The organism is Streptomyces laculatispora, assembly GCF_017353455.1.
Classification (GTDB): domain Bacteria; phylum Actinomycetota; class Actinomycetes; order Streptomycetales; family Streptomycetaceae; genus Streptomyces; species Streptomyces laculatispora.
The window spans coordinates 1-17023 of the sequence record NZ_JAFMPZ010000226.1 but is presented as its reverse complement, the minus strand read 5'-3'; the positions used below and the strand labels follow the sequence as shown (position 1 = coordinate 17023).

Genomic DNA, 17023 nt, shown 5'->3' with positions numbered 1-17023 from the left:
TCCGGTCAGGGCCCGGACGTGCTGAACATCGGCAACACCTGGTCGGCGTCGCTTCAGGCGACGGGCGCGCTGCTCCCCTGGAACAAGGCCAACTTCGACGCGATCGGCGGCCGGGACCGCTTCGTGGACTCGGCGGTCGCCTCGGCCGGAGCGGAGGGCAAGGACCCCTCCGCGGTGCCGCTGTACTCACTCGCGTACGCCCTGTACTACAACAAGAAGAGCTTCGCCGACGCGGGCATCAGCAAGCCGCCGGCCACCTGGGACGAACTGGTCGCGGACGGCAAGAAACTCTCCAAGGACGGCAAGTGGGGGCTGGGCGCCGAGGGCTCCAACCTCTCCAACAACATCCACCAGACCTTCGTCCTGGGCCAGCAGCACGGTGCGGACTTCTTCGACTCCGACGGCAAGGCGACCTTCACCTCCGACGGCGCCGTGGCGGCCGTGAAGCAGTACATCGACTTCATGGCCAAGGACAAGATCATCGCTCCGGGCAACGCGGAGTACGCCCAGAACCAGTCCCTCACGGACTTCGCCAAGGGCAAGACCGCGATGGTCCTCTGGCAGGCTGCGGCGTCCACCTTCGCCTCCCAGGGCATGAAGCCCGAGGACTGGGGAGCGGCCCCGGTCCCCGTCGGGTCCGGCACCCCGGGCACCGGAAAGAGCACCAACTCCATGGTCGCCGGCATCAACATGGCGGTGTTCAAGAACACCAAGAACATCGACGGCGCCAAGAAGTTCGTGAAGTTCATGACCAGCGACGCCGAGCAGAAACTGCTCAACAAGACTTACGGATCGATCCCGCCGGTCAAGACCGCCCAGGCCGACGCGGCGTTCTCCGCCCCCGACCTGAAGGTCCTGCGCGACACCCTGTCCACCAGCGCCGCCCCGCTGCCGCAGGTGCCGAACGAGTCGCAGTTCGAGACGGCCGTGGGTACGGCGGTCAAGGAGCTGTGGGCCGATGCCGCAGCCGGACGCCCCGTGACCACCGAATCCGTCAAGGCGCGCCTCGAAAAGGCCCAGCAGACGATGCAGCAGTAAGGCTCCCTCATGACCGCCACCGTGACCACCGACAGCCGGACGGAAAAGTCGGACAGGGTGACGAGCCGGGGCACCGGGGGTGCGCGCAGGAGGCTGCCGCGCATCCCCGACCGGATCCGCCAGGGCGGACTGCCCTATCTCCTGCTCCTGCCGGCCGTCCTGCTCGAACTCCTCGTCCACGTGATTCCGATGATCATCGGAATCGTGATGAGCTTCCGCGAGCTCACGCAGTTCTACATCAACAACTGGGGCGGAGCGCCCTGGAGCGGCTTCGACAACTACAAGATCGCCGTGGACGTCAACGCCCCGATCGGCGAGGCGCTGCTCCACTCGTTCTTCGTCACCTGTGTCTTCACGTTCTTCGCCGTCGGCCTGGCCTGGCTGTTCGGAGTCGCGGCGGCGATCATGCTGCAGGAGAACTTCCGCGGCCGGGGCTTCCTCCGGGCGATCTTCCTCGTCCCGTACGCCCTGCCGGTCTACGCGGCCGTCATCACCTGGGCGTTCATGTTCCAGCGGGACAACGGCCTGGTCAACCACGTGCTCCACGACCAGCTCGGGCTGACCGACCAGCCGTCCTTCTGGCTGATCGGTGACAACAGCATCTACGCCCTGATCGTCGTCTCGGTCTGGAAGGGCTGGCCGTTCGCCTTCCTCATCGTGATGGCGGGGCTGCAGAACATCCCGCGCGAGCTCTACGAGGCCTCCGCGATCGACGGCGCCGGCATCTGGCAGCAGATCCGCAAGATCACCCTGCCGGCGCTCCGCCCGGTCAACCAGGTCCTCGTGCTCGTCCTGTTCCTGTGGACGTTCAATGACTTCAACACCCCGTACGTCCTCTTCGGGAAGGCCGCACCTTCGAGCGCGGACCTGATCTCGATCCACATCTACCAGTCGTCGTTCGTCACCTGGAACTTCGGCACCGGATCCGCCATGTCCGTACTCCTGCTGCTCTTCCTGCTGGTCGTGACGGCCGTCTACCTGCTCATCACCTCACGCGGAAGGAAAGGCTCCGATGCCTAGCCATGCCCAGCCGGCCGCGCTGCCGGGAGCGCCGAGGTCCCGGGCCCGGAGGCGGTCCCCGATGGCCGCGCCGCAGTCCTTCCTCTGGACCCGCCGCGTCATCCTGACCTTCCTGGCCGCCTTCGCCCTGCTGCCCGTCTATGTGATGGTCAGCAGCTCGCTCAAGCCGCTCCAGGACGTGTCGGGGAAGTTCCACTGGATACCGTCCGGGCTGACCGTCAAGCCGTACTTCGACATCTGGAAGACCGTCCCGCTCGCCCGGTACTTCGTCAACTCGCTGGTCGTGGCGGGTTCGGCGACAGTGCTTTCGGTGATCATCGCGGTGTTCTCCGCGTACGCCGTGAGCCGCTACAAGTTCCGCGGCAAGCGCGTCTTCACCGTCACCGTGCTCTCCACCCAGATGTTCCCCGGCATCCTCTTCCTGCTCCCGCTGTTCCTGATCTTCGTCAACATCGGGAACAGCACCGGTATCGCGCTGTACGGCTCGCGCGGCGGACTGATCCTCACGTATCTGACGTTCTCCCTGCCGTTCTCCATCTGGATGCTCATCGGCTACTTCGACTCGATCCCGAGGGATCTGGACGAGGCCGCCCTGGTGGACGGCTGCGGACCGCTCGGCGCCCTGTTCCGGGTCGTCGTGCCGGCCGCCGTGCCGGGCATCGTCGCCGTCGCCGTGTACGCGTTCATGACGGCCTGGGGCGAGGTGCTCTTCGCCTCCGTCATGACCAACGACACCACCCGCACCCTGGCCGTCGGCCTCCAGGGCTACGCCACCCAGAACGACGTGTACTGGAACCAGGTGATGGCCGCCTCGCTCGTCGTCAGTGTCCCGATCGTCGCCGGGTTCCTGCTGCTTCAGCGCTACCTCGTCGCGGGCCTCACCGCGGGAGCCGTCAAGTGACCATTTCGGAAAGGAAGTCCGTGAACGACCTCAGCGCCCTCCCGGCCGACTTCGCCTGGGGCGTCGCCACCGCCGCGTACCAGATCGAGGGGGCCGTGGCGCAGGACGGCCGGGCCCCGTCGATCTGGGACACGTTCTCCCACATCCCCGGCAACGTGGCCGGCAACGACACCGGCGACGTGGCCTGCGACCACTACCACCGGGTTCCCGAGGACATCGCCCTGATCAAGGAGGTGGGGGCGGGCGCCTACCGCTTCTCACTCGCCTGGCCGCGGATCGTCCCGGGCGGCGACGGCCCGGTCAACAAGGCCGGGCTCGACTTCTACGACCGGCTGGTCGACGGCCTCCTCGACGCCGGGATCACCCCGTTCGCCACGCTCTACCACTGGGACCTCCCGCAGGCGCTCCAGGACCGCGGCGGCTGGACGGTCCGGGAGACGGCCGAGCACTTCGCCGCGTACACCTCGGTCGTCGTGGAGCGCCTCGGTGACCGGGTGAAGGACTGGGCGACCCTCAACGAACCGCTCTGCTCGGCCTGGATCGGCCATCTGGAGGGCACGATGGCACCGGGTCTCACCGACCTGACCGCCGCCGTCCGGGCCTCGTACCACCTGCACCTCGGGCACGGTCTCGCCGTGCAGGCGATCCGGGCCGCGTCCCCGGACGCCCGCGTCGGCATCGTCAACAACCTCAGCCCGGTGGAGGCCGCCACCGACCGCGAGGCGGACCGGGCCGCGGCGGTGCGCGGCGACGGCCACACCAACCGCTGGTGGCTCGACCCGATCCTCGGGCGCGGCTACCCGCAGGACATGGTCGACCTGTACGGGGTCGAACTCCCGGTGCGGCCGGGCGACATGGAGATCATCGCGGCGCCACTCGACTGGCTGGGCGTGAACTACTACTTCCGCCAGGTCGTCACCGCCGACGCGACCGGTCCCGTCCCGCACGCCAAGCAGGTCTACCTGCCGGGCTCCCGCCACACCCACATGGACTGGGAGGTCCACGCCGAGGGCCTGGAGCAGCTGCTGCTGCGCCTGACCGAGGAGTACGGCGTGCGGCGCATCTACGTCACCGAGAACGGCTCGGCGTACCAGGACGTCGTCCTGGCCGACGGTTCGGTGCACGACCCGGAGCGCACCCGGTACCTGGAGGAGCATCTCGCCGCCTGTGCGCGGGCCGTCCGCAAGGGTGCGCCGCTCGCCGGGTACTTCGCCTGGTCGCTGCTGGACAACTTCGAGTGGGCGTACGGCTACGACAAGCGGTTCGGCCTGGTCCACGTCGACTACCCGACGCAGCGCCGCACCGTCAAGAGCAGCGGCCGCCGCTACGCCGAGCTGATCCGTGAGGCAGCGGAGGGCCGCTCGGGCAAGCCCGCCTGAACCACCGGACCGGCCCCTGAGGGCCGGCCTTCCTCCGGACGCGGCGGACGACCGCCGCGGCCGGAGGTCTCGTGTTTCCGCGGGCGGCCGCCCGCCGCGTCCGTCCCGGCCTGCGGGGCACCGCGGGCGTTCACGGCGCCCGGCCCGTCACGCGACGAGTCCGCGGTGGTCACGGATTTCCGTGACCACCGCGGACTTCCGCAGCGTACCGACAGCGGGGATGGGACGGTGCGGGGTCCTACGGGATCAGCAGCCCGTAACGGGCGCCGAACTCGATTGGGAGAGCGCTCTCCGAACCATGGTCAGTCTTGCGCCGCCGCTCAGGAAGTGTCAAGAGTCGGCGAACAGCGCCCCTGCTCGGGCCGGTTGGCGTTCACACCGCGAGGGCTGGACGCAAGGCCGGCACGCTCACGAACTCCGGGCGGTGCAGCGGCAGCGCCACAGGGTAGCGGCGCCCCGGCTCCGCCGCTGAACAGGCCGTCCCCCGGTCCCGTATCCATACTGGACATCGCGGCATCTCAACGTCCCGGCGTCCCGGCGTCCCCCAACAGATTGCAGGAGCACCCAGATGAGCGGCACTGCGCAGATCGGCGTCACCGGACTCGCGGTGATGGGCCGCAACCTGGCCCGCAACTTCGCCCGCAACGGCTTCACGGTCGCGTTGCACAACCGTACGACCGCGAAGACCGATGCCCTGGTCAAGGAGTTCGGCGACGAGGGGGCCTTCATCGCCGCTCACACACCGCAGGAGTTCGTCGCGGCGCTGGAGCGGCCCCGCCGCCTCGTCGTCATGGTGAAGGCGGGCGAGCCGACGGACGCGGTGATCCAGGAGTTCGCGCCCTTGCTAGACGAGGGCGATGTCGTCATCGACGGCGGCAACGCCCACTTCGAGGACACCCGGCGCCGGGAGAAGGAGCTGCGCGAGCGCGGTATCCATTTCGTCGGCGCCGGCATCTCGGGCGGCGAGGAGGGCGCGCTGAACGGGCCGAGCATCATGCCGGGCGGTTCGGTCGAATCGTACGAATCGCTGGGGCCGATGCTGGAGAAGATCTCCGCGAAGGCCAAGGACGGGGCTCCTTGTGTCACGCATGTCGGCCCCGACGGTGCCGGACATTTCGTGAAGATGACGCACAACGGCATCGAGTACGCGGACATGCAGCTCATCGGCGAGGCCTACCAGCTGCTCCGCGACGTCGCGGGATACTCCGCCACGCAGATCGCGGACATCTTCCGCACCTGGAACACCGGCCGTCTGGACTCCTACCTCATCGAGATCACCGCGGAGGTGCTCTCCCAGGTCGACGCGGCGACCGGCAAGCCCTTCGTGGACGTGGTGCTCGACCAGGCGGAGCAGAAGGGCACCGGCCGCTGGACCGTGCAGATCGCTCTCGACCTGGGCGTTCCCGTATCCGGCATCGCCGAGGCCGTCTTCGCCCGCTCCGTCTCCGGCCACGCCGCGCTCCGCGAAGCCTCCCGCCATCTCGTCGGACCGACCGCCCGCACGCTCGGCGCGGACGAGGCGGCAGCATTCGCCGACCAGGTCGAGCAGGCCCTGTACGCATCGAAGATCGTCTCCTACACCCAGGGCTTCCACGAGATTGCGGCCGGCAGCGAAAAGTACGACTGGAGCATCGACCTCGGCAAGGTCGCCGCGATCTGGCGCGGCGGTTGCATCATCCGGGCCGCGTTCCTCGACAGGATCACCAGCGCCTACGAAGCCCGGGCTCAGCTGCCGAGCCTCCTGGCCGACAAGAGCTTCGCCGAAGAGATCGCCGCCGCGCAGGACGACTGGCGCGCCGTCGCAGCCACCGCCATCACCCAGGGCGTTCCGACTCCCGCCTTCACCTCCACGCTCGCCTACTACGACTCCCTGCGCGCCGAACGCCTCCCGGCCGCCCTCACCCAGGGCCAGCGCGACTACTTCGGCGCACACACCTACCGCCGCGTCGACCGCGACGGCGTCTTCCACACCCTCTGGGGTGGCGACAAGACCGAAGTCGAAAGCTGACCGGCTCAGTTGCCGGCTTGTGAAGCGCCCGAGGACCGGGCGAAGTCGGCAAGCGTCCGGAAGTCGTCCTCGCGCAGGCCGATCCGGGGGTTGACGTGGTGCAACAGAGCGGGTGCGCTGTGGTGGGCGGTCATGTACGCATGGTCCGCATCGCTCTGTTCGTCGTCCACCCAGGCGAAGGGACGGCCGTTGGCGTAGTCCAGCAGTGGAGCAGTCTTCCAGTGAACTCCGTCGGGGCGCTCCCGGAACAAGGCGTCACCGAAGTCGACGAACGGCAGTACGGGAAGGCCGAGCACCGGGGCGATCCACCGGTTGGCATCGGCCATCCAGCTGGTGGCCCAGCACAGCTCGTAGTCGAGTCGGAGCAGGTCTGGTCCGTGCTCCGGGTTGAGCCAGACCCGCAGGGGCCGCCGACGGAGCAAGCGTTCGCCGTTTTCCTCCGGCGCCCCGCCTCCACGGGGCACCCTGAGCGTGGTGTAGCCCTCGGGACGCCTCTCACGCTTCGCCGCGTATGGGTTGAGGGGACCGTCCACGTCGACGAACAGCAGCGGTCGGCCCGGCATCTCAAAGTCCCCCAGACGATCGCATCGCCGCCCCCTCAGCCCATTGCTCGCACCGCAACCCGTTGGCGGTTCGCCGAGGACACCGTGCTCATCGTGGACGATCAACCGGCTCAGGCGGACGCGAACAGCAACAGCAACAGCATTGGCATGTCCATCGCCGCTCGCGATCCTGCGAGAGCGAGCTCACCTCGATGCAATCGTATCGATGCCGTCCGCCGAGGCCGGCCAGACCACGCTCCGGGCCGCCGACCCCAGTGTGCTGCGCGTCGGATCCACCTACGTATCGATGCAGTCCGCCGGAGGCGGCATCGTGTGCGTCAGGCCTCGTCGACCGCCGCGCTGGCAGCGGCGCCCGGCAGGTCTGGCCGAACACCCATGACCGCGGTGAGACCTGGGCTCCGGAGGTCGTGCGGGACGGGGGGCGCTACTGCATCTGCTTCTCGGCGGTGACATCGCCACCAGCCCGCCCGCCGGCCCGACGTTTCCTCTGATGTTCCACGCCGTCCCGAAGGGCACGCCGTACTCCTGGCTAGATGCGGTGGGTGTTCCGCACCACCTCAAGCGCCGTTCGCGCGAAGACCTGGACGGCACTGGTGTCGTCCCCGGCCCGCCATACCAAGCCGTATCCGATGGGGTCGGCGTCCTCGAACGGAATGTACGCGACGCCGGGCCGGGTGTAATACGCGGCGGTGTGCGCGGCTGACAGCAAGGCCCCTTTGCCACCGGCGATGAGCAGGAGTGCCTCTTGCATGTTGGTGACGGCCGGACCGTGGCCGATCGGTCTGCCGCTGGGCGTGCGCGCTGGCACATGGTGCTCCAGCCGGTAGTCCGGGAGTTCACCGTCGATGGTCAGCAACAGCACATCGGCCAGATCTTCGAGCGACACCTTCTCCCCGGCGGCCAGCGGATGCCTGGACGAGATCGCCAGCACACGCTCCTCCGTGAGCAGGGTGGGCCCCTCGCCCAGATCGTCTTCGCGCACGGGGAGCTCCGTGAGCTGCACATCGAACTCGCCGTTGCGCAACTGCCCGAACGGGTCCGAGAACGGCACCTCACAGATCTCCACGCCCAACTCGGGGTGGCTGATACGGAGCGCCTCCGCGGCCCTCATCACGATCTCCCCGGCCGGCGGGCTGGAGAACCCGACGTGCAGCACCCCCTTGATACCGCGTTTGATACCGCGCGCGGCGGCGGTGGCCCGTGCGACGGCGGCCTCCACCGCGCGGTGGTGCGGCTCAAGGTCGTCGCGGAGCTGCCGGCCGAGGGCGGTGAGGGCGACGCGGCGGCTCGTGCGGACGAACAGCGGGGCGCCGATGCGGCGTTCCAGGCGTTGGACGAGCTGGCTCACCCGGGCGCGCGACAGCCGCATCCGATCCGCCGTGCGGCCGAAGTGCAGCTCCTCGGCGAGGATGAGAAAGCACTCCAGTTCAACGCGTTCCATGTTCGTCCCCAGATCGCCGGATCGGTAAGCCTGGCTGAACGAACGTTGCGATCTTCGCCGTTGTTCCCCCCTCGCGCCTCATCAATGGTGGTGAGCCAAGAACTTCCCTACACACCATCGAGGAATTCACATGCGTGTGCGTGACTGGGGCGTGCTGTTCGTCCTGTGCGGTGCGATCTTCCTGGAAGGCATCGACGTGGCCATGCTCAATGTGGCCCTTCCCTCCATACGCTTCGACCTTGGCATGTCCACTGGTGAGCTGCAGTGGGTGATGAGTGCGTACGTCCTCGGCTATGGCGGCTTCATGCTGCTGGGGGGACGGGCCGCCGACCTCTTCGGACGCCGCCAGATGTTTGTCTTCTGGCTCACCGTCTTCCTGCTCTTCTCGGGCCTCGGCGGATTCGCCACCGACGGCTGGATGCTGATCGTCGCGCGGTTCGTCAGCGGCGTCGCCGCCGCCTTCATGACCCCGGCCGGCCTGTCGATCATCACCACGAGTTTCGAGGAGGGCCCGCAGCGCGACAAAGCCCTGCTCGTCTACTCCGGCACCGCCGCGGGCGGCTTCTCGATCGGCCTGGTCGTCGGCGGGCTGCTCACCGCGGTCGACTGGCGGTGGGTGTTCTTCGCCCCGGTCGTCCTGTCCGGCATCATCCTGATCACCGCGCTCGCGCTCGTCCCCAAGTCGCCGCGGCCGGATCGGACCGGAGAGAAGGTCGATCTGGCCGGTTCGGTCAGCATCACCTCCGCCATCGTGCTCCTCGTCCTCGGCGTCGAACGTGTCTCTCATGCGGGTATCGGCTGGACTCTCGGGACGCTCGCGGCGGGCCTGGTCCTTCTTGGCGTCTTCATCGCCGTCGAACGGCGCTCGTCCTCCCCGCTCGTACGCCTGGGCATCTTCCGCAACGCCTCACTGGTCCGCGCCAACCTCGCGGGGCTGCTGTTCGCGGCCGGCTTCTTCGGCTTCCAGTTCCTCGTGGTGCTGTATCTGCAGGAGCTGCGCGGCTGGTCGACGCTTCAGACGAGCTTCGCGATGATCGTCATCGGCATCGACGCGATCCTCTCGCCCACCCTCACGCCCAAGCTGGTGAGCCGGTTCGGCAACGCCAGGGTGATCTTCGTCGGACTGCTGCTGGCCGCGCTCGCGTACGCCCTGTTCCTGCCGGTCGGCGCCGACTGGGCGTATCCGGTGATGTTCCCGAGCCTGCTCATCCTCGGCCTCGCCTTCGCGCTGGCGTACGGCCCCCTCACCATCGCCGCCACGGCCGGTATCGAGGAGGAGGAACAGGGACTGGCCGGCGGCCTGCTCTACACGTCCTTCCAGTTCGGCGCCGCGCTCGGCCTCTCCGCTGCCACCGCCGTAAACGTCGCCGCCACCGATTCGGATGCGCCAGCGGCTCTGCTCGACGGTTATCACGCCGCCCTGGTCGTCCCGCTCGCCGCCGCCCTGCTCGCCGCCCTCGTCGGCGCTTTCGGGCTGCGGTCCCCGAAGGGCACCGCGGGCACGGTGGTCGCGTTCGATGACGGCGCCGCGAATCGTACGGAGACCTCCGCTCCCCACTGACCACGCCCGTGCCCCCGCCCTCGCCCCCGCAAGGAGCCTTCATGGCCGCCAAAGCCGGTGCCTTCTCCGATATTCAGGACACCTTCTTCGCCTATGTACGCGACATCAAGTACGCCACGATGATCACCGTCGACCGGAAGGACCGCCCCCGGGCCCGCGTGCTGTTCCCCGTCTGGGAAGTCGTCGACGGCCACCCGGTCGGCTGGCTTGCCGCCTACAAGACCCCCGTCAAGACGGCCCACCTGGCGGGCAACCCGCACACCACGTACGCGTACTGGAGCCCCCGCCAGAACGCCGCTTTCGTGGACAGCGTCTCCGCCTGGGCCGAGGACGAGGAGTCCAGACGCCACGCCTGGGATCTGTACGTCAAGGGCAGTCCGCCGGGATTGGGTTACGACCCGGCCCAGTACTGGCGCGGCGGCCCCACTGATCCCCAATACCACGTGATCCGTATCGATCCCTGGCGGATCCAGCTCGTACGGGGCGCCGACCTGCGCAGCACCATCTGGTACCCCGACAGCTGACACATTCTGGTCGGTGTGCGACACCCAGCGGTGGGGTCATGCCGGCGCACAGCCCGTTCACGGTGGTCTGGGACAAGAACCAGCGGGCGGTCCTGGAGCAGTTGGCCCACTCGCGCACCGCCCCGCTGCGGCGCATCCAGCGAGCCGAGGTCGTCCTGGCTGCCGCTGACGGTATCTCCAACGCGGCCATCGCCCGCAGCCACCGATTGATCGATTTCCATCCTGATTTCGCAGGTCACGGGGCTGGCGTGAGTCTCGCCGAGATCGATGTCGAGGTGGCCCGGCTGGAGGCCGCGGAGGTGGTGTTCGGCCAGTACGCCGAGGCGACGGACGGCGACAGGCGGGACGATCCGGTGGAGCCGGATCCAGTGGCGACGCAAGCGTCGGGAGCCGGCGGGATGCTGCTCGTGCCGCACCGCGTCGAGGGGATGAGCGAAGAGGTGCTGCCCGCCGGCTATCAGCGGATTGTGCAGGTGGTCGCGGGTGCGTCCGACGGGCCGGTCAAGGCCTGGGAGGTGTGCGAGGAGTTGAGGCTGGGCGTGCTGCCCGCGCAGCCCGAAGCGATGCGGGGCAAGCTGAAGCGGCTCGCGGACCGGGGCTGGCTGCACCGCACCCCGTCGGGCCGCTACGGACCGCGCTGACACCAGCCTGGCATCCGGCCGCGGAGTGGCCGATTCCTGCAACAACGCGAGGGCCCCGGCGGGAGTTGGCGTGTTGAGCGAAGAACAACCAGCCCGCCGATGGCTCTCCAGGTTCGCCCTGTGTCGAAGTCGCCCATCGACCTCGTCGCCGACCTGATACGCAAGCAGCGCAAGGAGCTGGGTACCCGCTGGCGCAAGGTCACCCCGGGAACCCAAGCAGTCAGGCCCCCACCCTCCGCATACCGCATCCCACCGGCATACCGCAGGAATCACCAACAGTCACCACCGGACGCCAAAGCGAAAACCTCAGTAGTACTCCAGCCGGACTTCTTCATTAGCGCTGGTCAGCGGCTTGGGCGTGCAGAGTGTAGCGGGCTGGAATGGGAGTGAGGCGGTCTTTGCCGGGTGCCGCAGCACGTCCGTCTGGTAGGCCTCCAGCCGGTCGGCTAGCTCTTTGGGACGGCTGAGGGCGACGCTATGGCCACCGTCGATCTCGTCGGGGACGATGCCCAGGCGTTCCCTGACGATGCGGCGCATGAACTCGGCTGGGAAGAAGCGGTCGTCGCGGCACAGCAGGAACTTCGTTGACACAGGTGGCCAGGCGGCGAGCGGCCACGGCTTGACGAATGGGGTGCCGGACTGATCGCGGCTCCTTTTTTTAGCCTCTGCCGCAAGCTCGGGCGGGACGTCGTGGAGAAACAGGTCAGTGTCGTCGCCTGGCGCCCTGCCGTCGCGCTTGTCCTGCTTGTGCCTGGCCTGCTCCCAGCCGGTGTTGGCCCACCAGTCGCTGGCCGGCTCACCCGGCGACGGAATCATCGCCGTCATCAGCACGAGCAGCTCAACCGGTACCCGATCGCACACGAGCGGTGCGGTGAACCCGCCAAAGGAATGGGCGACCACGACGAGACCGGTACGATCGCCGATGGCGTCGATCACTACGTCGGCGTACTCGGCCAGCCCGGCCGAATCGTCGTCGCACGGCAGGTCAGCCGCGACGACGTCGTGGCCGCGGGCACACAGCTCGGCCTTCAGTAGATGCCAATACCATGAGTCGGACGCGGCGCCGGGGATCAATACGTAGGTGGTCATGACGAGTGGTCCTCCTGATGGCGGCGGGTGAGCGGGCTTTCGGCCTCGGTCGTCACGATCGGCCCCGACTCTCGAATTCCTCCATGCTGGTGCCTCCGGGCAGCCGGGTCTGGAAGTCGAGGACTCCGACCCAGGTTGGCCGCACGGCGATGCGGACCATCTTCGTGCCGGGGTGATCGACCTCCGCCACATCGGCAGCGCCCTGTTCCTCCCCGGCGTAGCGGCGCTGGGCCAGCGCGTACTCCGGCACGATCCCATCGACGTCGGTGACCGACGCCCGACCGCGAATGAGGAGCACCGTGGGCGGGGTGGACGCGGCGTCGATGGTGATGGCGACGTCGGGCTTCGCCCGCAGTGCGCGGACCTTGGCGCCTCCGAACGTCGAGAGCACGACCTCGGTCCCGGTCCAATGGAACAACATCGGAAATACACGTGGCGTGCCGTCCGCCGCCACATATGCCAGCCGCGCCAGCTCCTTGGAGGCGAGCAGCCGTTGCGCAACGTCGCTGTCCAGCAAGCCGACATCACCTTGCGGCAGTGCCATCACGTCTTCGCGGTTTTCGATCTTCATCAGGCAGTTCCTCATCGTCGTCGACTACGCAGATCGAGGTCGTCAGTGTTGAGACGGTGAGACGGCTGGAAAGGAATCGCTGCCCGAACGACGATCGAGCCGGAACCCGCCGCCGGCTAGGACAGCGTCAGGGACAGACCGAACGCGGAGACCATGTGAGGCTCGAAGGCGGTGATCTCGGTGATCTTCTCGTCCTCGACCCGCAGCACGTTGAGCACCTGGGCCCGGTACTCGGAGTCTCCCGGCAGCCGGACGTACCCCGCTACTGCCGGCTGCCGGTTCGCCCGTAGGGGTACGCTTCGCCACTGTCCTTGATAGAGCGGCGAGCCGGGTCCGACCGCGTGCTCGGCGAAGCGGACGACGGCCGCCCGATCGGCGAACCAGAACGGATGGGGGGGCATGGTCATCCGCACGTCCTCGCTCAAGAGCTCCGCGAAGGCAGCGGTGTCGACCCGCTCGTGGGCATCCATGAAGCGCCGCACCAACGCCCGCTCCTGCGGGGTCGGCTCCGCCGATGGCGCCCATTCCAGGCGGCGTTCGGGCAGGTGCGCTCTCATGACCGGCCTCGCTCGCTGCAGGGCGCTCTTCACCGAGGCGACACTCGTCCCGAGCGAAGCGGCCGTCTCCTTTGCCGACCAGCCGAGCACGTCTCGCAGAATCAGCGCGGCCCGTTGTCCAGGTGACAGGTGTTGGACGGCGGTGAGGAACGCCAGCTCGATCGTCTCCTTGCCAACCACGGCGGCGTCCGGCTCGGCCTCGCCGGGCGCGATCGGTTCCAGCAGCCGGTCCGGGTACGGCTGCAGCCACCGGATCTCCGCTGGTGGCGACGCTACGTGTGGATCGTTCGCCCGCTCCACCTCACGTGGAAGCGGGTACCGCGGGTGCTGGTCCAGGAAGTCAAGACAGGCGTTCGTCGCGATCCGGTAGAGCCACGCACGGAATGTAGAGCGGCCCTGGAAGCTTTCGCGTTTGCGCCACGCTCGCAGGAACGTCTCTTGTACCAGGTCTTCCGAGTCCTCGAATGAGCCGAGCATCCGGTAGCAATGCACCTGAAGCTCCCGCCGGTAACGCTCGACAAGCTCCGTGAACGCCGACGCGTCGCCCGCCTGGGCTGCCGCAACGACTGCGCCACCTTCAGCCCACAATTCACCCAATGACACGACCCTCCGAGCTCTCCATCCACTTGCGGAGCCCGGCGCGCTCTGACCGTCGCGACCTTGCCAAGTTGTGCACGGGCATGGCCAGCGTAGACGCTGAAACGATGGCAGGCGATGTTCGAGGGCCTGATGAGCCGTGTCGCGGGTCGGTTCGCCCGGGTCAAGCCCCGCCGCCGCGCACGCTCGCTGGTGGTGGGACTGCTGTCGGACCTGCCACGCAAGAACTGCTGGACAATCGCCGAGCACGCCGGTGATGCCACTCCGGACGGGATGCAGCACCTGCTGGGCCGCACCACGTGGGACACCGACGCGGTCCGCGACGACATCCGCACCTACGTGGTGGACCACCTGAGGGACGAGGGAGCGGTCCTAGGGCCTGTATTGAGTTGTGATCAATGAGTGGTTCGCGTGAGGTCCTTGATCCAGATCATGGAGGCGCGGAGATGGAGTCCGGCGAGGTAGCTCTCGGGGGTCTTGTCGTAGCGGGTGGCTATGCCGCGCCACGCCTTCAGCCTGTTGATCAGGCGCTCGACGGTGTTGCGGTCCTTGTAGAGCTCGGCGTCGTGGGTGAGGGGCCGGCCGCCCCGGCGGCCTTTCTTCTTCCGGTTGGCGGTCTGGTCCTTCTTCTCCGGGATGACGGCCTTGATGCTGCGTTTGCGCAGGTAGGCGCGGTTGCCTCGGGAGGAGTACGCCTTGTCTCCGGCGACCGCGTCGGGCCGGGTTCGGGGACGGCCGACCGGGAGGCGAACCCGCACCTTGTTGAGCACGGGGATGAACTGCGGGCTGTCGGCGGCCTGTCCGGCGGTGAGCGTGAGGACGAGCGGTCTGCACTTGCGGTCGGCAGCGACGTGGACCTTGCTGGTCTGCCCGCCCCGCGAGCGGCCGAGCAGGGCGGCCTTCAGACGGAGCTTGCGGCGTCGCCGGACGCGTCGCCGTTCGACCCGCCGGGCCTCGACGTCGGTGTCCTGCCCGACTTGTTCCTCGCTGTCGCCCCCTTTGAGCGAGTCCTCTCCTCCTCGGCCGCCTTCTCCAGGGCATCCAGCGTCTCCGGATCAAGGTGCATCCCGGCGGCGTCGTGGTGGGCACGTGTAGTGGTGGAGTCCACGCTGACCAGCGAAAGGTCCACCTCGCCCCGCTCCGCAGCCTTCGCGATCAGACCTTCCAGCAGGTTCTCGAAGACCCCGGCATCCCGCCACTGGCGGAACCGGTTGTACACGGTGGGCCAAGCGCCGAACTCGGCCGGCATCTCCCGCCACTGCGCGCCCGAGCGGAACTTCCAGATCACACCCTCGAACTGCTCGCGCAGTTTCGTGGGGTACGGCCCGTACTCGCCGATCGGCAAGTACGGCTCCACGTACCCCCACTCCTCGTCCGTCAGCTGTCTCCGCGTCATGCACACCGGACTACAGCATCCGCCCCCGAAGCGACGGCGAATCCCGCAGATTGATCACGACTCGATACAGGCCCTAAGTGGTCGGATTTGGAAAGTCCTTCGGGGGTTGACGTGCGGTCAGGTCGAGTGGGCGGGTGGCGACGAGGTGCAGACCGCACGTGCAGTCCAGTGCGTGCTCGGGGGAACCGTCGAGCTGACGGTGGGCGGCCAGCTGGCCTGGGGTGGGGGTGACTGCAGGCAGATGCCGAACGGGAGGTCGTGCGAGGTGTGAATGTGCCGATCGACAGGTAGTCCCGGTCTTCCCTGGACGAGCGAGGGAACACTCTGCATGATCAACTGGTGACCACCCCAGAGACCATCGTCGAACGCCAGCTCGCCGCCTACAACAGCCATGACCTCGAAGCCTTCGCGGCGACGTACGCCCCCGACGTCTGCATCAACCGCCGCAGCGGCGACCGCCTGCTCGGGCGCGACGCCGTGCGGGAGGCGTACGCCGACATATTCGCCAAGGGCCGCTGCCGGGCCGAGATCGTCGGCCGACTCACCGAGGGCGACTGGGTGGTGGACCACGAGATCGCCCACGGCATCACGGACGACCCCCTCCGCGTGCTGGTCGCCTACCGGGTCCGCGACGGCCTGATCGACCACGTCGACTTCCTCGGCTGACTGCCGGACCTCCCTGACCGAACGAACCGTCAGAGGGTATGCGGTACTGGCTTAGAGGATGTCTCACATGGCGAGTTTCGCGATTCTCTTGTAGCAGGTCAGGGCTGCGGCGAGGCCGAGGAGGGCGAGGAAGTGGCTGCCTTTTTGTTCGTACCGGACGGTGAGGCGGCGGTAGCCGAAGAGCCAGGCGATTGACCGCTCGATCTTCCAGCGGTGCCGGCCGATCCGCTCGCCGGACTCGATGCCGGGACGGGCGATCCGCGCGACGAGGTTCCGGCTGCGGAGCCAGCGGAGGTGCTCCGCAGAGTAGTACGCCTTGTCCGCGCGGACCTTCACCGGCTTCCTTCGACGTGGTCCGCGGCGGGAGCGGACGGCGGGGATGCCGGGAATTAAGGGCTTGAACGCCTGGCTGTCGTGCATGTTCGCGCCGGACACCGCGACGGCCAGCGGCAGGCCCTGGGCCTCGGACAGCACGTGCAGTTTGCTGCCCATCTTGCCGCGATCGACCGGATTCGGCCCGGTCAGCGAGCCCCCCTTTTCGCGCGCACCGACGCGGCATCGACGATCGCGGACGACCAGTCCAGCTCACCCCTGGCCCCGAGTTCGTCCAGCACCGCCCGGTGCAGTCGACGCCACAACCCGGCCTCGGTCCACACCGTGAACCGGCGGTGCGCGGTGGCCCGCGAGACACCGAAGGAGTCCGGCAGATACCGCCACGCACAGCCGCTCGTCAGCACGTACACCACGGCCGTGAACACCGCCCGCTCGTCCACCGGAGCAGTACCACCGCCCTGCGGACGGGACGTGAACTTCGGCAACAACGGAGCAGTCAGCTCCCACAGTTCGTCCGGCACCAGCCGACGCGACAGATCAGCACCCACAGTCCAGCATCATGCCGCATCAGCGAACGACCACGTGAGACACCCTCTAATACTACAACGACACTCCGTGATGTCCTCTGCGTCTGTAGTGGCTGATGCGGGCTCGGGCTTGGCTTCTTCTTCGCCATAGGGACCAGGCGAATACATGCTGAATTTCATGGCTAATGGAGAGGGAAACGCGGTTGAAGAG

The 17023-nt window shown here is 68.0% G+C and carries 15 protein-coding genes and 3 pseudogenes; 11 read left to right on the top strand and 7 right to left on the bottom strand.

Annotated elements, in window-relative coordinates; genetic code table 11:
• The 5 genes from J1C73_RS12845 to gnd all read left to right on the top strand — a co-directional run.
• Positions 1 to 1038: extracellular solute-binding protein (locus J1C73_RS12845; RefSeq protein WP_207316483.1), on the top strand; the 1038-nt coding region annotated here is incomplete at its 5' end.
• Between the two features lie 9 nt (positions 1039 to 1047).
• A complete protein-coding gene (locus J1C73_RS12840; protein ID WP_207316482.1) occupies positions 1048 to 2058 on the top strand; it encodes a carbohydrate ABC transporter permease in 1011 nt (336 codons plus the stop codon).
• Positions 2051 to 2959, top strand: a complete 909-nt coding sequence (locus tag J1C73_RS12835) for a carbohydrate ABC transporter permease (protein ID WP_207316481.1) — start codon at positions 2051 to 2053, stop codon at positions 2957 to 2959. The genes J1C73_RS12840 and J1C73_RS12835 overlap by 8 nt, the downstream gene beginning before the upstream one ends.
• A gap of 20 nt (positions 2960 to 2979) precedes the next feature.
• Positions 2980 to 4338, top strand: a complete 1359-nt coding sequence (locus J1C73_RS12830) for a GH1 family beta-glucosidase (RefSeq protein ID WP_207316480.1) — start codon at positions 2980 to 2982, stop codon at positions 4336 to 4338.
• Between the two features lie 568 nt (positions 4339 to 4906).
• Positions 4907 to 6346: an NADP-dependent phosphogluconate dehydrogenase gene (gene gnd, locus J1C73_RS12825; RefSeq protein WP_207316479.1), complete on the top strand. Its 1440-nt coding sequence runs from the start codon at positions 4907 to 4909 to the stop codon at positions 6344 to 6346.
• A gap of 5 nt (positions 6347 to 6351) precedes the next feature.
• On the opposite strand, the gene J1C73_RS12820 is transcribed toward gnd, so the two are convergent.
• Positions 6352 to 6909 (bottom strand): hypothetical protein, encoded by a 558-nt coding sequence (locus J1C73_RS12820; RefSeq protein ID WP_207316478.1) that lies wholly within the window; start codon positions 6907 to 6909, stop codon positions 6352 to 6354.
• A 205-nt stretch (positions 6910 to 7114) separates the two neighbouring features.
• On the opposite strand from J1C73_RS12820, the pseudogene J1C73_RS34790 reads away from it, so the two are divergent.
• Positions 7115 to 7355: pseudogene (locus J1C73_RS34790) on the top strand (hydrolase); the annotation flags it as partial.
• An 83-nt stretch (positions 7356 to 7438) separates the two neighbouring features.
• Here J1C73_RS34790 and J1C73_RS12815 read toward each other — a convergent pair.
• Entirely contained in the window at positions 7439 to 8350 is a 912-nt protein-coding gene (locus tag J1C73_RS12815) for a LysR family transcriptional regulator (RefSeq protein WP_207316477.1), read from the bottom strand.
• A gap of 130 nt (positions 8351 to 8480) precedes the next feature.
• Between J1C73_RS12815 and J1C73_RS12810 the strand changes: the two genes are divergently transcribed.
• The 3 genes from J1C73_RS12810 to J1C73_RS12800 are packed head-to-tail and all read left to right on the top strand — an operon-like array spanning position 8481 to position 11076.
• Positions 8481 to 9911, top strand: a complete 1431-nt coding sequence (locus J1C73_RS12810) for an MFS transporter (protein WP_207316476.1) — start codon at positions 8481 to 8483, stop codon at positions 9909 to 9911.
• Between the two features lie 41 nt (positions 9912 to 9952).
• Complete coding sequence (locus tag J1C73_RS12805; protein WP_207316475.1) at positions 9953 to 10435, top strand: pyridoxamine 5'-phosphate oxidase family protein; 483 nt, start codon at positions 9953 to 9955, stop codon at positions 10433 to 10435.
• Positions 10436 to 10473: 38 nt separating this feature from the next.
• Positions 10474 to 11076, top strand: coding sequence for a hypothetical protein (locus J1C73_RS12800; RefSeq protein WP_207316474.1), 603 nt, complete (start codon positions 10474 to 10476; stop codon positions 11074 to 11076).
• A 306-nt stretch (positions 11077 to 11382) separates the two neighbouring features.
• On the opposite strand, the gene J1C73_RS12795 is transcribed toward J1C73_RS12800, so the two are convergent.
• From J1C73_RS12795 to J1C73_RS12785, 3 genes are all read right to left on the bottom strand, one after another.
• The gene (locus J1C73_RS12795) at positions 11383 to 12165 is read right to left on the bottom strand and encodes an alpha/beta hydrolase (RefSeq protein ID WP_207316473.1); all 783 of its coding nucleotides are present in this window, start codon (positions 12163 to 12165) and stop codon (positions 11383 to 11385) included.
• Between the two features lie 52 nt (positions 12166 to 12217).
• On the bottom strand, positions 12218 to 12736 hold the full coding sequence (locus J1C73_RS12790; RefSeq protein ID WP_207316472.1) for a pyridoxamine 5'-phosphate oxidase family protein: 519 nt from the start codon (positions 12734 to 12736) through the stop codon (positions 12218 to 12220).
• Between the two features lie 116 nt (positions 12737 to 12852).
• Positions 12853 to 13896 (bottom strand): RNA polymerase subunit sigma-70, encoded by a 1044-nt coding sequence (locus J1C73_RS12785; protein WP_307797681.1) that lies wholly within the window; start codon positions 13894 to 13896, stop codon positions 12853 to 12855.
• Between the two features lie 126 nt (positions 13897 to 14022).
• Here J1C73_RS12785 and J1C73_RS12780 point away from each other — a divergent pair.
• A pseudogene (locus tag J1C73_RS12780) lies at positions 14023 to 14265 on the top strand (transposase); the annotation flags it as partial.
• 20 nt (positions 14266 to 14285) lie between these two features.
• Here J1C73_RS12780 and J1C73_RS12775 read toward each other — a convergent pair.
• Positions 14286 to 15286 (bottom strand): annotated as a pseudogene (locus J1C73_RS12775) (IS5 family transposase).
• Between the two features lie 339 nt (positions 15287 to 15625).
• On the opposite strand from J1C73_RS12775, the gene J1C73_RS12770 reads away from it, so the two are divergent.
• Positions 15626 to 15952 (top strand): nuclear transport factor 2 family protein, encoded by a 327-nt coding sequence (locus J1C73_RS12770; RefSeq protein ID WP_307797680.1) that lies wholly within the window; start codon positions 15626 to 15628, stop codon positions 15950 to 15952.
• Positions 15953 to 16015: 63 nt separating this feature from the next.
• Here J1C73_RS12770 and J1C73_RS12765 read toward each other — a convergent pair.
• Positions 16016 to 16833, bottom strand: a protein-coding gene (locus tag J1C73_RS12765) for an IS5 family transposase (protein WP_307797679.1) whose coding sequence is annotated in 2 segments (ribosomal slippage) — positions 16016 to 16491 and positions 16491 to 16833 — 819 coding nt in all. Because the reading frame shifts where the segments join, the coding sequence is not laid out codon by codon here.
• Positions 16834 to 17023: the final 190 nt, after the last annotated feature.

What these genes read in the sequence shown, in the direction of transcription:
- J1C73_RS12815 (WP_207316477.1), bottom strand. Translation starts at nt 8,350, where the DNA reads ATGGAACGCGTTGAACTGGAGTGCTTTCTCATCCTCGCCGAGGAGCTG.
- J1C73_RS12810 (WP_207316476.1), top strand. Translation starts at nt 8,481, where the DNA reads ATGCGTGTGCGTGACTGGGGCGTGCTGTTCGTCCTGTGCGGTGCGATC.
- J1C73_RS12800 (WP_207316474.1), top strand. Translation starts at nt 10,474, where the DNA reads ATGCCGGCGCACAGCCCGTTCACGGTGGTCTGGGACAAGAACCAGCGG.
- J1C73_RS12805 (WP_207316475.1), top strand. Translation starts at nt 9,953, where the DNA reads ATGGCCGCCAAAGCCGGTGCCTTCTCCGATATTCAGGACACCTTCTTC.
- gnd (WP_207316479.1), top strand. Translation starts at nt 4,907, where the DNA reads ATGAGCGGCACTGCGCAGATCGGCGTCACCGGACTCGCGGTGATGGGC.
- J1C73_RS12795 (WP_207316473.1), bottom strand. Translation starts at nt 12,165, where the DNA reads ATGACCACCTACGTATTGATCCCCGGCGCCGCGTCCGACTCATGGTAT.
- J1C73_RS12820 (WP_207316478.1), bottom strand. Translation starts at nt 6,909, where the DNA reads ATGCCGGGCCGACCGCTGCTGTTCGTCGACGTGGACGGTCCCCTCAAC.
- J1C73_RS12790 (WP_207316472.1), bottom strand. Translation starts at nt 12,736, where the DNA reads ATGAAGATCGAAAACCGCGAAGACGTGATGGCACTGCCGCAAGGTGAT.
- J1C73_RS12840 (WP_207316482.1), top strand. Translation starts at nt 1,048, where the DNA reads ATGACCGCCACCGTGACCACCGACAGCCGGACGGAAAAGTCGGACAGG.
- J1C73_RS12835 (WP_207316481.1), top strand. Translation starts at nt 2,051, where the DNA reads ATGCCTAGCCATGCCCAGCCGGCCGCGCTGCCGGGAGCGCCGAGGTCC.